The 13,481-nt window shown below is 65.4% G+C and carries 12 protein-coding genes; 8 read left to right on the top strand and 4 right to left on the bottom strand.

Going from position 1 to position 13,481, the window contains the following annotated elements:
* The first annotated feature begins 253 nt into the window (after positions 1-253).
* Both FJY73_11960 and FJY73_11955 read left to right on the top strand, forming a co-directional pair.
* The gene (locus FJY73_11960; protein MBM3321380.1) at positions 254-1,933 is read left to right on the top strand and encodes a glycosyltransferase family 39 protein; all 1,680 of its coding nucleotides are present in this window, start codon (positions 254-256) and stop codon (positions 1,931-1,933) included.
* 43 nt (positions 1,934-1,976) lie between these two features.
* Positions 1,977-2,318 carry a peptide chain release factor-like protein gene (locus tag FJY73_11955; protein ID MBM3321379.1) on the top strand — a complete coding sequence of 114 codons (342 nt, stop codon included), beginning with the start codon at positions 1,977-1,979 and terminating at the stop codon, positions 2,316-2,318.
* Between the two features lie 15 nt (positions 2,319-2,333).
* Here FJY73_11955 and FJY73_11950 read toward each other — a convergent pair whose 3' ends face one another.
* A complete protein-coding gene (locus FJY73_11950; GenBank protein MBM3321378.1) occupies positions 2,334-3,485 on the bottom strand; it encodes a glycosyltransferase family 4 protein in 1,152 nt (383 codons plus the stop codon).
* Between the two features lie 57 nt (positions 3,486-3,542).
* Positions 3,543-4,439: a hypothetical protein gene (locus FJY73_11945; protein ID MBM3321377.1), complete on the bottom strand. Its 897-nt coding sequence runs from the start codon at positions 4,437-4,439 to the stop codon at positions 3,543-3,545.
* 128 nt (positions 4,440-4,567) lie between these two features.
* Between FJY73_11945 and FJY73_11940 the strand changes: the two genes are divergently transcribed.
* The 3 genes from FJY73_11940 (at position 4,568) to FJY73_11930 (ending at position 7,322) form a co-directional block, all read left to right on the top strand.
* On the top strand, positions 4,568-5,539 hold the full coding sequence (locus FJY73_11940; protein ID MBM3321376.1) for an RluA family pseudouridine synthase: 972 nt from the start codon (positions 4,568-4,570) through the stop codon (positions 5,537-5,539).
* A gap of 262 nt (positions 5,540-5,801) precedes the next feature.
* On the top strand, positions 5,802-6,074 hold the full coding sequence (locus FJY73_11935) for a hypothetical protein (GenBank protein MBM3321375.1): 273 nt from the start codon (positions 5,802-5,804) through the stop codon (positions 6,072-6,074).
* A 375-nt stretch (positions 6,075-6,449) separates the two neighbouring features.
* Positions 6,450-7,322 (top strand): A/G-specific adenine glycosylase, encoded by an 873-nt coding sequence (locus FJY73_11930; protein MBM3321374.1) that lies wholly within the window; start codon positions 6,450-6,452, stop codon positions 7,320-7,322.
* A 12-nt stretch (positions 7,323-7,334) separates the two neighbouring features.
* Here FJY73_11930 and FJY73_11925 read toward each other — a convergent pair whose 3' ends face one another.
* Both FJY73_11925 and FJY73_11920 read right to left on the bottom strand, forming a co-directional pair.
* Positions 7,335-9,254, bottom strand: coding sequence for a tetratricopeptide repeat protein (locus FJY73_11925; protein ID MBM3321373.1), 1,920 nt, complete (start codon positions 9,252-9,254; stop codon positions 7,335-7,337).
* Positions 9,255-9,288: 34 nt separating this feature from the next.
* Entirely contained in the window at positions 9,289-10,239 is a 951-nt protein-coding gene (locus FJY73_11920) for an endonuclease/exonuclease/phosphatase family protein (GenBank protein MBM3321372.1), read from the bottom strand.
* A gap of 232 nt (positions 10,240-10,471) precedes the next feature.
* On the opposite strand from FJY73_11920, the gene FJY73_11915 reads away from it, so the two are divergent.
* From FJY73_11915 to pdxT, 3 genes are all read left to right on the top strand, one after another.
* Positions 10,472-12,007, top strand: coding sequence for a PLP-dependent aminotransferase family protein (locus tag FJY73_11915; GenBank protein ID MBM3321371.1), 1,536 nt, complete (start codon positions 10,472-10,474; stop codon positions 12,005-12,007).
* Positions 12,008-12,036: 29 nt separating this feature from the next.
* Positions 12,037-12,924, top strand: coding sequence for a pyridoxal 5'-phosphate synthase lyase subunit PdxS (pdxS, locus tag FJY73_11910; protein ID MBM3321370.1), 888 nt, complete (start codon positions 12,037-12,039; stop codon positions 12,922-12,924).
* Between the two features lie 27 nt (positions 12,925-12,951).
* Positions 12,952-13,481: pyridoxal 5'-phosphate synthase glutaminase subunit PdxT (pdxT, locus tag FJY73_11905; protein MBM3321369.1), on the top strand; the 530-nt coding region annotated here is incomplete at its 3' end.

Genomic DNA, 13,481 nt, shown 5'->3' with positions numbered 1-13,481 from the left:
GAGACGGGGGTGAGGCAGAGCGGCGAGTTGCCGCGCGCCGCGCGCGGCATGTTTGAGCAAGCGAGCCTCACCCTCGGCTCCGGAGCTTCCCGTCTTCGCTGGATCGGATCCGCGTTTTCCTGCCGCGGTCACCCGCCGTGGCGCAGTCATCGAACGGCGGGTCCCATCGTTCGCGCGGCACGCAAGAACGACAACATGGTATCAGGTATCGCTGGCAATTGACAGCGGCCGGGCTCCGCGATAGAACGAGCGCATGGAACGCCGACGCGCCCTCTTCATCGCCGCGGTCCTTCTGGCGAGCGCGATCTTTCTCGCCGGCGCCGCGAGCCGCCAGTCGCTCACGGTCGACGAGGCGCACTACATCGGCGTGGGGAAGCATCTCGCGGAGACGGGCGACTGGAGCTTGAAGGGAGCGCTCCTTCATCCTCCTCTTCCGTTCTATCTCAGTTCGATTCTCTTCTTGGGCGTCGAGATCCCCGAATCGGTCTGGCAGTCGCCGCATCAGGACGAGCGCGGGCGAGCCCTTTGCCGCGCGCTTCCGGGGAACCGCGCGCTCCTCCTCTCTCGAATCCCGGGGATCGCGCTCGCGCTCCTTCTCTTCGCGCTCGTCTTCGCGGAAGCGCGCCGCGCTTTCGGAGAACGAGCGGGTTCTTTCGCGCTGCTTCTCGCCGCGTTCGAGCCGAACCTCCTCGCGCATGCTTCGCTCGCGACCCCGGACCTTCCTCTTACAGCGCTCTTCTTTCTCGCGGTTCTTCGCATGCGGCGGCTTCGGGAGGAAGGGAGCGCACGGAACACGGCGATCGCGGGAGCCGTACTCGGCCTCGCGTTTCTTTCCAAATACAACGCGCTTCTTCTCATTGCGATCGTTCCGATCGCCGCGCTCGCGGACCGCGCGCCGCCGCGCTTCTTCATCCGGATGGTACTCGCTCTCTTCACGGCGCTTCTCGTTCTCTATGCGGCGTATCTTCCTCTCGCCGTTCGGGGGGACGAGCCTTTCCTCGGAAAGCGTCTCCTCCCGCGTCCGTACGAAGAGGGGATCGAGTTTCAGCGAAGGGCGAACACGGGGCATCACGCCTTCTTTCTCGGCGAGATCTCGGATCGCGGATGGCGCGCGTACTATCCGGTTGCCTGGCTCGTCAAAACCCCGGTTCCCTTTCTCGTTCTCTCCGCGATCGGTGCCGGTCTTCTCCTCCGCGGACGCCGGAGGGGGGACGCCGCTTGGCTCCTTCTCCCTCCCGTGCTCTTCTTCCTCTTCTTCGTGTTCGCGAGCCGCATCAACATCGGGGTTCGCTATATTCTGCCGGTCTGGCCGTTCTTCGCCGCGCTCGGCGGGCACGCGGCGGCCTCCGCACGGGGAAAGTGGTCGAGGCGGGGAGTCTTCGCGCTCGCGATCTGGCTCGTCGCCGGAACCGCCGCCGCCTATCCGCATTTTCTTTCGTATTTCAATGAAGCGGCCGGGGGCCCCGAGGGTGGCGCTCGCATCCTTGCCGACTCGAACATCGATTGGGGCCAGGACCTTCCTGGGCTCAAGGATTTCTTGGAGCGGAAGGGCTACCAAGGCGCCTACCTCGCCTATTTCGGCAACGACGATCCGGAGCGCTACGGGATTCGCTACAGGTTTCTTCCGGGATGGATCTACTCTCCGCCTCCGCGCGTGTACGAGGAGAGTCTTCTGTATCATCCCGATCCGGAGATCGTCGCGGTGAGCCGCATGCTGATGCAGGGAGTTTGGCTCCCCGATCCGGATCTCTACGCGTGGCTCGAGCGGTATCCGAGAATCGCGACGATCGGACACTCGATCCTCGTCTTCGACATCCGCGGGGAACCCGAGGCTCACGAGAACCTCGCCCGCGCATACAGGGTCGCCGGACATCACGCGCTCTATCGCGACGAGATCACTCTCGCCGAGCGAGCGAGAGGCGCGGGCCGCTGACCGGGCGCCGCAGGGCGAGACGGCTCATCGAGAGGGTGACGGCATGCCGACGATAGATCCGGACAAGGTCCGTCGCGAGACGACGGAGGAGTTTCTCCGCGTCCGCGGTCCCGGAGGCCAGCACAGGAACAAGAGCGAGACCGGCGTCCGGCTTCGGCATGTGCCGACAGGAATCGTCGTTACCGCCGTCGAAAGCCGCTCCCGGGCCCGAAACCGGAAGGTCGCGTGGGAGAGGCTTCTCGAACGGCTCGCCGCCCGGAGGAAGCGGAGGAAGAAGCGCGTGGCGACGAAGCCGCCGCCCGCCTCGCAAGCCGAGCGTCTCGAGAAGAAGAGAAGACGCTCCCGCGTGAAGACGGAGCGTCGAGAACCTTCGGTGGACGATTGATCGCGGAGACCGGAGTCAGCGTGAGGCGCGCGGCGCGGAGAGAATCTCGTGATACGCATCGAGAGTGGCTCGGGCGGCGCCCATCACCGAAAACCGCCGCTCCGCTTCCTTGCGCGCCTCGCTTCCCATGCGGCGGCGAAGTCCCGTGTCCCGAACGAGCTCGGTGATGCGCCTCGCGAGAAGCTCCGGCTCTCCGTAGGGGACGAGGAAGCCGGTCTCTCCTTCGCGCACAAGATATGGAATCCCTCCGACGTCGGACCCGATCACAGGCTTTCCCGCGGCCATCGCCTCCTGGACGCAGACCGGCGATGTATCTTGCCGCGAAACGAGCACGACGAGAGCGGCCCGCGCATACTCTTCGGCGAGCTTCTCCGGCGAGAGGCCTCCGAGAAAGAAGACGCGGTCGCTGATCCGGAGCGCATCGCTCCTCTCGCGCAGTTCCTTCATATAAGCAGTATCGGTCGGTGCTCCGGCGAGCACGAGCCGGAGCTCCGGCACCTCGTGTCTCGCGATCGCCGCGGCTTCGAGCAGATTGCGAAGTCCCTTTCGAAGGATGATGAGCCCCGCGAAGAGAACGCGGCCGGGTTCCTCCTCGCCTTTCGTCTCGAAGAAGACGGGCGCCACCGGATTCTCGACGACCCAGCGCCGAGCGTGCGCGAGCTTGGCCTCGTAGAGGTCCTTCAGGTAGGGGCTCACGTAGATCACGTTTCGCGCCCGGCGGAGCGCGCTCCCGACCATCCGGTTGCGGAAGAGCCCGCGGATGCGCTCGACCGACCTTCTTTCGAGGCGCGTCTCTTCCTCGATGACCCCGTGGATGCTCATGACCGCGGGGAACCCGCTGTCGAAAGCGGCGAGAGCGTGGCGATCGGCGCTGTGCGCGTGAACGATGTCCGGCTCGATCCGGCGGAGCGCGCGCACCATGCGACGCCGGTCGGGAAACGCGAAAAGGACGTTCCCGAAATGATCGAACGTGCCGACGGAGTGAACCGTCCGGTTCGGCGCGAGGGAAGCGGTCTCGACGGGACGGCCGGGAGCGGAGACGACGATGTGTACATCGGTCCCGGGCACTCGGGAGAGCCCCTCGGAGAGCCGAAGGGTCGTCGCCTCGACGCCTCCGACGATGCTCCCCGGGTCGGCCGGGAAGAGCCCCAGAATAGCGATCCTCATGCGGGCCATCGTAGCAGAGCGCACTCGCGTGGACACGTACTGATTTCCGAGAGATCGCTACATGTCCCCAATGAAGAGACGGTCGATCCCTTTTCGATGCGCTCTCGCGGCGACGGCCACATCCCGCCGCACGGCGCGGAGGACCTTGCGGCCGAGAAGCGCGCCGAGAGCGGCGTCCGCCTCGGGGACGGGACCGTGCCTTGCGGAAAAGGGATCCGCGATCCGCTCCGCCGCGCATAGAAGGGACGCGCTCTCCCTCGCGAAGAAGGGGATAGCCGCGGACGAGTCGATGAAGTTCGCAGCTCGATCGAGATAACCGACGAGGCGCGCTCGCGCCGACCCGAACGCGCAGAGCGTGCGGCGGAGCGCAATAGCGAGAGAGAAGGGAGCGAGAAGCTTCGCGCCTGCTGAGACCGAAGCGAGCTCCGGCACGAGGAGGGCGGCTTCCTCCCCGGATTCCGGAAGAAAGATCGAGGGAGGCTCGGCGAGATCCTCGAGAAGAGCTTCGTACGCCGCGATGCCGGCCGCGAAAATCCCTTCTTTGCGGAGCTCCTTCTCGTTGTAATACTCAACACCAAAACCAATCGATTGTCGGAGAAAGGCGATGCGCTTCTCGATCGTCGTCGCGTCCGCGGTCTCGACGAGAACTTCGCCCGGCCGCGGAGATCCGTCCACGGCGTCTTCCGCGAGCCGGCAGCCGAACGCCTCGGCCGCTCGCGCGAGCGGATTCCCGGAGCACGCGTCTCCGGAGCTGGAGCTCCATCGACGGGGAGAGGAATCGTCGCGCCGGAGATGCCAGTAGGTGCGAAAGAGAACGCCGCTCAGCCCCTGCAAGTCCTCGCGCCTCGCGAAACGGCCGGAGCGCGCGAGAAGCTCGCGAAGGACTCGAAACCGGGCGTCGAGGCCTCCCTCCTCGCTCGGCAGCGTTTCGCAGGAGATCCGCAAGTCGTTCACGGGTAGCCGCAAGTCGTTCACGGGTAGAAGAGGGTAGCACCGCGCGCGCATCCCCGCAACGCTCGACTCGGTGTTGCCGCCGAGGCGTATACTCTCCGTGGAGAAGGCGCATACGGAGGAGGCGGCGCGTGGATCCGATACCGATCGAGCTCGTAGCGGCCGAGACGGACGAGGGGGTCCGCGTCGACGTCTTTCTTCGCGACCGCCTTCCCGGATGCTCGCGCGCGCATCTTCGCCGCGAGATCGGGAAGGGGCATGTGATCCGAAACGGCCGTCCGATCCGCAAGGGAGATCTGCTAAGAGCAGGGGATCGGATCGATCTACGCGCGCTTTGTCTTGTCGATGAGACGCCGATCGCGCCGGATCCGTCAGGCCCTCTCGTCGTTCTCCTCGAGACTCCCGATCTCGTCGTCGTCTCCAAGGAGGCCGGCCTTCCGACTCTTCCAAAGGGGGAATCGGACACGCGCGCGCTCGCCTGCCGACTCGTGGCGCGCTATCCGGAGCTGCTCCGTGTGGGACCGCCGTTCGAAGCCGGGCTTCTCCATCGGCTCGACACGGAAACGTCCGGTCTTCTCGCGGCGGCGCGAACGAGGGATGCGTACGAAGCTCTTCGCGAACAGTGGCGTTGGAGGCGCGTCGAGAAGGCTTATCTCGCTCTCGTCGAAGGAGAGGCGCGCGCGTCTTTCACGATGCTCATGCCGATCGCGCATCACCCGAAGAGCCGAAAGAAGATGGCGGTCTCGAAAGAGGGACGATCGGCGGAGACCCGGTGCCGCTCTCTCTTCGTCTCTCCCCGCTCGTCGCTTCTTCTCGTTCATCTTCGCGAGGGGAGGAGGCACCAGATCCGCGTCCATCTGGCATCCGCGGGACATCCGGTGCGGAATGATCCGCTCTACTCGAAGCGCGGGACTCGTGGCGGGCGGCTCATGCTCCATGCGCTCAGGCTTCGGTTTCTCTCGCCCCGGGGGAGCGAGCGGATCGACGTCGTGGATCCTCCTCCCGCTGCTTTCGTCGAGATCGTGGAGCGGGAGCTCGGCCAAGACGCGGTTCGCTCTTTCCGCCGCGCGCTCCGTGCTCGGTCGAGGGAAGGAGGCGCGTAGCGGCCTGTTTCGCCCGTCCAAGGCCGAGTCTGTCTCATCGAGAAACCCTGCGAACGCCCTTCCCGGGCGCGCTCGAGATGTCTGAGCCGGCACCCCCTCGCCAGGGGCCCGGCCGGGAAGACACCGGTCGAGTTTCTGTCGGATTATGATTATCCGTCCGGGTCGGATGTGGTAAGATTCGGACTCTGCAGAACCGAAGAACGGGGCGCGTTCCGAGCGGCTTCCCGCCGCGCGGTCCCCCGAGGAGCAAGGAGGAGAGATCATGCCGCACCACAACTTCGTGGCGATCCTGAACTCGTGGAAGGGTGGCGAGGTGACCATCGTCAACCCGCAGAGTTTTCGCAGGGGCGCCATCACCAACGCAATCGATCTGGAGACCTTTCCCGCCAAGCTCGTTCAGGTGGGCGACGACTTCGTCGAGGTCAGCTACGAGGCGAAGAAGAAGGGGGAGATGGCTCCTGTCACGCAGTACATCCCCTTCGCCCAGATTCGCCGCCTCTCGGTTTGGGGATCGGAGAACCTGATTCACATCTGAATCAAATCGAGTCCTATCTTCCCTCGCCGCCGGAGATCGCGTTTCACGCGCGGTCGTGTCTCGCTGGGAGAAGAGAACCGGCGGAGAGGGGCGAGTCTCCAACGGACGCATCGTGCGGGCGAGTAGCCAAATACGCGGCCGGGTCGTCGGCGCGGCAAAGGTCCGGTTGCTGCGCGCGGATCTTCTTCGCTGGTACCGGAAGAACCGGCGCGATCTCCCGTGGAGAAAGACGACCGATCCGTACCGCATCTGGATTTCGGAGACGATGCTCCAGCAGACGCGCGTCTCCGTGGTGGTCCCCTACTACGAGAAGTTCACGGCGCGTTTCCCCGACGCCGTCTCTCTTGCGTCGGCATCCGTCGATGAAGTCCTTGCTTGCTGGGCGGGACTCGGCTACTACCGGCGAGCCCGTCTCCTCAAGCGAGCGGCCGAGAAGGTCGCGAGGGATTACGGAGGCTTGCTTGCTGGGCGGGACTCGGCTACTACCGGCGAGCCCGTCTCCTCAAGCGAGCGGCCGAGAAGGTCGCGAGGGATTACGGAGGTGCGCTTCCCGACGCGCCTGCAGCCCTCGCGGATCTTCCCGGAATCGGGCGCTACACGGCCGGGGCGATCCTCTCGATCGCCTTCGGACGCCCGGCGGCGGTCTTGGACGGAAACGTCTTCCGGGTTCTTTCCCGTTTCTTCGCTCTTGAAGGATCGTGGCGCCGGTCGGCCGACCGGACGGTTTTCTGGACGCTCGCAGAAGCGCTCGTTCCGAAAAGAGCCCCGGGCGATTTCAACCAAGCGCTGATGGAGCTCGGCGCTCTCGTCTGCGCGCCCCGCGACCCGAACTGCCCGGTCTGTCCGCTTCGCGCTCGATGCGAGGCGCGGCGCCTGGGGCGGGTCGATCGCTTCCCGACCCCTTCTCCCAAACGGTCGGCAGAGACCGTCGCCGGAAGCCGCTACGTGCTCCTGGATCACGAAGGGAGGGTTCTCCTCGTGAAGAGGCCCGAGGGGGTCCGCATGGAAGGGCTTTGGGATCTTCCCGAATCGGCGCCTCCCGGCGCGCGCGCTGAGAGAGTAGGGACTGTGCGCCATTCGGTGCTTCACTTCCGCTACTTGATCGACGTCTTCCGCGCCTCCCACCCGGTGCGGGCGGTGAAGGATGAGGCCGAACTGCGGTGGGTCGCGCAGGAGGATCTCGGATTGTACGCCCTGACCGGGGCGGCGACGAAGGCGATTAAGGTCGGTTTGCGGACGAATAATTGAGTAATTGATAAACTAAAAATTAAGCAAGGGGGCGAGCAGCGGATCCTCGATTTCGCCGAGCCCGTTCCGGCGCGCGCTCTCGAGCGCGTCCTTCGCCTCCTCGCGCCGTCCCTGCCCAGCGAGCGCGGAGGCGAGAAGCGCCGACCCCTCGGGATCGTTCGGGCTCAAGTGAACCGCCTCGCGCGCCGCTCTCTCTGCATCCTCGAAACGTCCCGCGCCGATCTGTGCGCGCGCGAGGAGCTTCTGGACATCGACAAGAAACGGAAGCATCTCGGCGAGAAGACCGAACTGACCGGCCGCCTTCTCGTACTCGCCGGCCTCGAGATAGGCGGCGCCGAGTCTGTGACGGAGGTGGAGCGCCGTGGAGCCGGGGGGATGAGTATCGAGGACTTCTCTTGCGACGGGGTCGAGCTTCGCCCTCTCCTCCCGGAATCGTTCGCGCATGAAGCGAATCTGTTCCTCGTTTCGATAGGTGTCCTTGAACGGCCAGCGGTCCAACATAAACATCATGAACGAGGCGGCGTAAGCCTCGTCGATTGCCGAGAAGGCGACGCGCCGGCAGGCCTCCTCGAACGGGAGCCGCCTCTCCGGGTTGAGATTTGGGAAGACGCGCGCGCGGAGGAGGGTTTCCAGAATCTCCTCGGCGGCAAGATGGTGGCCGCGTCCGTTCAGATGGACGTGCTCGAGGATCAGGTTCGATCCGGTGAGGCCTTTGGGCGATTCGTCCGCGAAGCGGCGGACGATGTCGGCGAGGTGAACAATACCCTTCGACTCATGAGCGCGCGCGGTTGATCGGACGACATCGACGATCCGGTCCGATGCCCGAAGACGGACCCCGTCGCGAAGAAGCGCGCGGTCGAGGAAATTCCGCGCCTCCGCAGCGCTTTCCATGTCGCGATGGAGAAGGCCGAGCCGGTAGAGAAGCGCGGCGTGCGTGCTGTCGATCGCGAGCGCCGCTAGGTACTCGCGGAGCGCCTTCTCGTGCTCTCCGAGACGGGAGTAGGAGTCTCCGGTCTGTACGAGCCGACTCCACATCGATTCCTCTTCTGTGGAGAGATCCTCGCGGGGGACAGGTCCCAACGGGGCGCAGGACGCTCGGTTCGAGGCGGGCGCACAGAAGACGATCGGGACGCCCGCTCTTTCGGCGCGCTGCGCCATCTCCTCCAGGTTCCGGCGGAAGTTCCTCTCGACCGAACGGTGCAGCTCGCTCTCCAATCGAATCGCCCGGTCCCGCGTCAGCGACTCGAACGGTTGCGCCATGCGGGCCTCATCGGGCGGGCGGCGCGCTTTCTCGATAAACCCGGCGACAAGCGAGTAAAGAGATGTCTTTTGTACGTGAAGAAAGAGGCGCGCGACGGACCGGTTCGAGCCGACCGACATCGAGGAGCCGGCGCCGAGGACCCCGTAGAACTCGTTGTGCCCGGTGTAGACCACGACGAGGTCGGGGTCGTAGCGGTCGAGGATCTCGTCGACCCAGTCCGCGATCTGGTAGCTGCTCACCGCCGTCATCGACGTGTTGATCCCCTCGACACGGCGATCGGGCATCGCCTCGGCCAGAGCTTCGCGCAGGAACGCGGCGAAGGAGGCGTTCGGAGCGTACGGCATGGCCGCCACGGACGAAGCGCCGACGACGAAGACCCGGAACGCGCGCGCGTCCTTCTCGACCGGAAAGACCGCGTACGGAAGCTGAGGTCTCGGAAAGTTGCTCCGCTCTCCTGTGACGGGGAAGAAGAGGCGGCGGTTCAGGCTTTCGTTGGCCACAAAGACTCTTCGGCCCCGCGAGTCCGTGTCCCTCACGTAGAGACTGTTCCGGCCGCCGACTCCCGCGAGACGAAGAACACCCTCCGCGAGGAACACGATTCCGACGCCGAAGAGGATGAGAAGAAGCTTCTGCGCGAAGGTCGTTCCGGCGGTTCCGCTTTTCGCTCTCATCGTTCGGCGATGGTAGAAGCCCGACCGTCTCGCGTCAACCGCGAGTCTCCGAGAGGGAGAGAACGGCAAAGAGACCAAAATGATCCGACCCAGGGATCGGGACGCGGCGAAGCTCTTCGACGAGAAACGCGTCCGAGTGATGGATGTGGTCGATCGGGAAGGAGAAGAGACGGCTCCACGCGGGCCAGGTGGGAAGCGTTCCTCTTCCCGCGCGCGCGCTCGCGAGACCCGTTCTTCGCTCGAACGCGCCGAGCACCGGAGACCAAGGGGTTGCGTTTAGGTCGCCGGCGAGCACGAGCGGAGTTTCAAACGCGGCGAGGCGCTCGGCGAGCCGGTCGATCTGATGGTTGCGGAGCCGATACAAGCGGGGAGACTTGGGCGGGAAAGCGTGGGCGTTCGCAAAGCCGATGGAGTTCTCACTCTCGCCGAACCGAAGGGCTACGAAGGCGCGCCCGTGGAGATCGTGCCATTCCTCGGCGACCGGTGCCTGCCGGGCGAGCACCCCCACGCCGGGACGCGCGGAGAGCCGGTCGAACGTCTGGAAGTGGAACTCGTCCCGCAGAGTTTCGAGCTCGCGGCGCCACCAGTAATCGATCTCCTGCAAGGCGACGATGTCCGGCTCGAGCGAGCGGATGAGCGAAAGAACCGCGTCTCCTTCGCGGTTGCACCACTCGACGTTCATCGTGAGCACGCGAAGACGCACGCGCGCGTCCGAGGCGTCCCCGTTCGACCCCGCCGCGACGAAGAGGGGGATGGATAGAAGAATCTGGATCGATGCGAGCGCGAAACCGAAAACGGCCCACGCCCGGAGCCGGACAAAGAGCGCGAAGAGACCGGATCCGAAGCAAAGCGTGATGAGAGGAACCCGGAAGCTCGCGAGGATCTCGAGCGCCCAAACCTCCAAGGGAAGGAGCGACGCGATCACCGCGGCGAGCAACGTCGCCGTGAGAACCCCGGAAGCTCTTCTCGCGAAGCGAAGGATCATTTTTCCTTAAACCTTTCCCGTGGCCCGGGTCCGATTCCTCCCCTACGCTACCACGGCGCGGCGCACCTGCGCGGAGGCTCCGCCCCACGTTTCGCCGCCGCCTCTCCCCCTCTGGATCGGCCGGTCGACTCGTCTTGTTCGGGACCGGCGCGATTCGCGGAGATTTGGCTTCGAAAAGTACCAGGACAAAATACGTGACAATACTAGGGAAACCTGCTATCCTGGTTTCGCTATGAGACGAGGAAGACCTCAGACCGCAAGGCTTCGGATTCGGATCGACCGGGAGAGCAAGATCCCGATCTACCAACAGATCGCCGGAGAAATCCGTAACCTTCTTGAAAGCAACGTATTAAAGGACGGCGATCGCCTCCCGCCCATGAGGACGCTTGCGGAGGGTCTCGGTCTCAATCGAAACACGGTCTCCTTGGCCTACCGCGAGATGGAAAGGATTGGCCTGGTACAATCGGTGGTTGGGCGGGGGACCTTCATCCGGATTCGACATCCCGGCGGTCTTGCGGAGGCCCCCGCGAGCCGGGGAGGACCGATGAAATGGGCCCGGGCGGTCTCTCGACGAAGCGCGGGGAGGGGGGAGGTGCTCGAGAGGCTTGCGATCGGGGACGGGATCGGCCGGATCGAGCTGACCGGCGCGGTGGCGGACCGGGACCTCTTCCCCGTCGAGGAGTTTCGCGAGGTCTTGGAGGAGGTCGTCCGCGAGATGGGCGCCCCCGTTCTCGACTACGGTTCGCGCGAGGGCTATCTCCCTCTACGGAGGTGGCTCGCCGAACGATTGACCCATCAAGGAACCGCCGTCGACGCGAACGACGTGTTTATCCTGAACGGAGCGCAGCCCGGTCTCGATCTCGTCGGGAAGCTCCTCGTCGACGAGGGGGACGCGGTCGCCGTCGAATCGCCCACCTATTACAACGCGATCGGCGCGTTTCGCCTCTACGGCGCGGAGCTCGCCGGGGTCCTGATGGACGGAGAGGGGATTCTCCCGAGCGCCCTCGAAGAGACGTTCGCTCGCCGACCGGTGAAGCTCCTCTACTGCATGCCGACCTTTCAGAATCCGACCGGCGTGAGCATGAGCCGCGCGCGAAGAGAGACGGTTCTCGATCTCGCGAGGCGCCGCTCCGTCGCGATCCTGGAGGACACGTTCGACGCGGATCTCCGCTACCGCGGGAAAGAAGAGATCGCGCTCCGCGGTCTCCCCGGGGGAGAGGACGTCCTTCTCCTCGGCACGTTTTCGAAGATCCTCTTCCCCGGCCTCCGGCTCGGCTGGCTCGTCGCGCCGGCTCCGCTGCACGAGGCGATCGGCCGCATCCGCCGCTCGACCGACCTCGCCGCGGGGCTTCTCGCGCAGGCGGCGATTCACCGCTTCTGCGAGAAGGGACTTCTCGACGGGCATCTCGAACGGGTGCGCGCAGCCAACCGAAAGAGACTTCGCGTCCTCGTCGAGTCGATGGCCGAGCACTTCCCTCCGGATGTCAAGTGGACCGAGCCGGAAGGAGGGATGTCCCTCTGGGTGACGCTCCCGTCGCATGTCGACTCGGTGGAAGTGCTTCTCGAGGCGCGCCGCCTCGGGGTCAACTTCACGCCGGGCCCGCTCTTCCACATCGACGGCGGCGGCGGAAACGCGTTTCGCCTCTCCTTCACGCTGGAAAAGGAGGAACGGATCGCGGAGGGGATCCGCGGGCTGGGAGCCCTTCTCGGGGAGAAATGCCGAAAACGGCGGAGCGCGCCGGACGACGCGCCGTCAGTTTTTCTTTGATGGATGAAAATGTTTTCGGAGGAACGGTCATGAACGAAGAAAAGGGAACCTTGAGGCTGAAGACGGGTTTCGCCGAGATGCTGAAGGGCGGCGTCATCATGGACGTGACGAACGCCGAGCAGGCGAAGATCGCCGAAGAGGCGGGGGCCGTCGCCGTGATGGCTCTCGAGCGCGTCCCCGCGGACATCCGCAAGGAAGGCGGGGTCGCGCGCATGGCGGACCCGAAGAGGATCCGCGAGATCCAGAAGGCCGTCTCGATCCCGGTGATGGCGAAGTGCCGGATCGGGCATTTCGCGGAGGCGCAGATTCTTCAAGAGCTCGGCGTCGATTTCATCGACGAGAGCGAGGTGCTCACGCCCGCCGACGAGGCGCACCACATCGACAAGCACGCCTTCAAGGTGCCGTTCGTGTGCGGCTGCAGGAACCTCGGCGAGGCGCTCCGGAGGATCGCGGAGGGGGCGGCGATGATCCGGACGAAGGGGGAAGCAGGCTCTGGCGACATCGTCGAGGCGGTGCGGCACATCCGCGCGGTGGTCGGCGGGATCCGCCGGCTCGCGACGCTCCGCGAAGACGAGTGGATGGCGGAGGCGAAGGAGCTCGGCGCGCCGTATGAGATCGTTCGTCTCGTCGCGCGCGAGGGGAAGCTTCCGGTTCCGAACTTCTCCGCGGGCGGGATCGCGACCCCCGCCGATGCGTCGCTCGTCATGCAGCTCGGCGCCGAAGCGGTCTTCGTCGGCTCCGGGATCTTCAAGTCGGAGGATCCGGCGAAGCGTGCGCAGGCGATCGTGCGCGCGACGACCCACTACCTCGATCCGAAGATCCTCGCCGAGGTGTCGGAGGGGCTCGGGGAGCCGATGCGCGGTCTCGATGTATCGAAGATGGACGAGAAGGAGCTTCTCCAGACTCGCGGCTGGTGAGCGCGCGCGACGCGGAAGAAGAGCGCGATGAAAGAGAATGGAAAGCCGGCGATCGGGCTTCTCGCCCTTCAGGGCGCGTTTCACGCGCACGGCGAGGTTCTCGCCCGGCTCGGCGCGGAGATCCGCGAGGTGAGGCTCCCCCGCGAGCTGAACGGGGCGGAGGGGCTCGTCCTCCCCGGCGGCGAGTCGACCACGCTCCTCCGTCTCATTGAGGAGTACGGCTTCGACAAGACGATTCCCCTCTTCGCCTCCGAGGGGAAGCCGATCCTCGCGACCTGCATGGGGCTCATTCTTCTCGCGCGCGAGGTGACGAACCCGGCGCAGAGGAGCCTCGGGCTTCTCGATGTCGCCGTGGAAAGAAACGCCTACGGCCGGCAGGTCGATTCGTTCGAGGCGGAGGGAGAGGTGCTCGGCCGACCGTTCCCGATGGTCTTCATCCGCGCCCCTCGAATCCTTGATGTCGGAAAGAACGTTGAGGTGCTCGGAACCCTGCGCGGCGAGCCGGTCCTCGTCCGCCAGCGGAACATCCTCGCCGCCGCGTTCCATCCGGAGCTGAC

The organism is Candidatus Eisenbacteria bacterium (assembly GCA_016867715.1).
Taxonomy (GTDB): Bacteria; Orphanbacterota; Orphanbacteria; order Orphanbacterales; family Orphanbacteraceae; genus VGIW01.
Note: the sequence above shows the minus strand (reverse complement) of the source record. Positions and strands in the feature narration are given on the sequence as shown.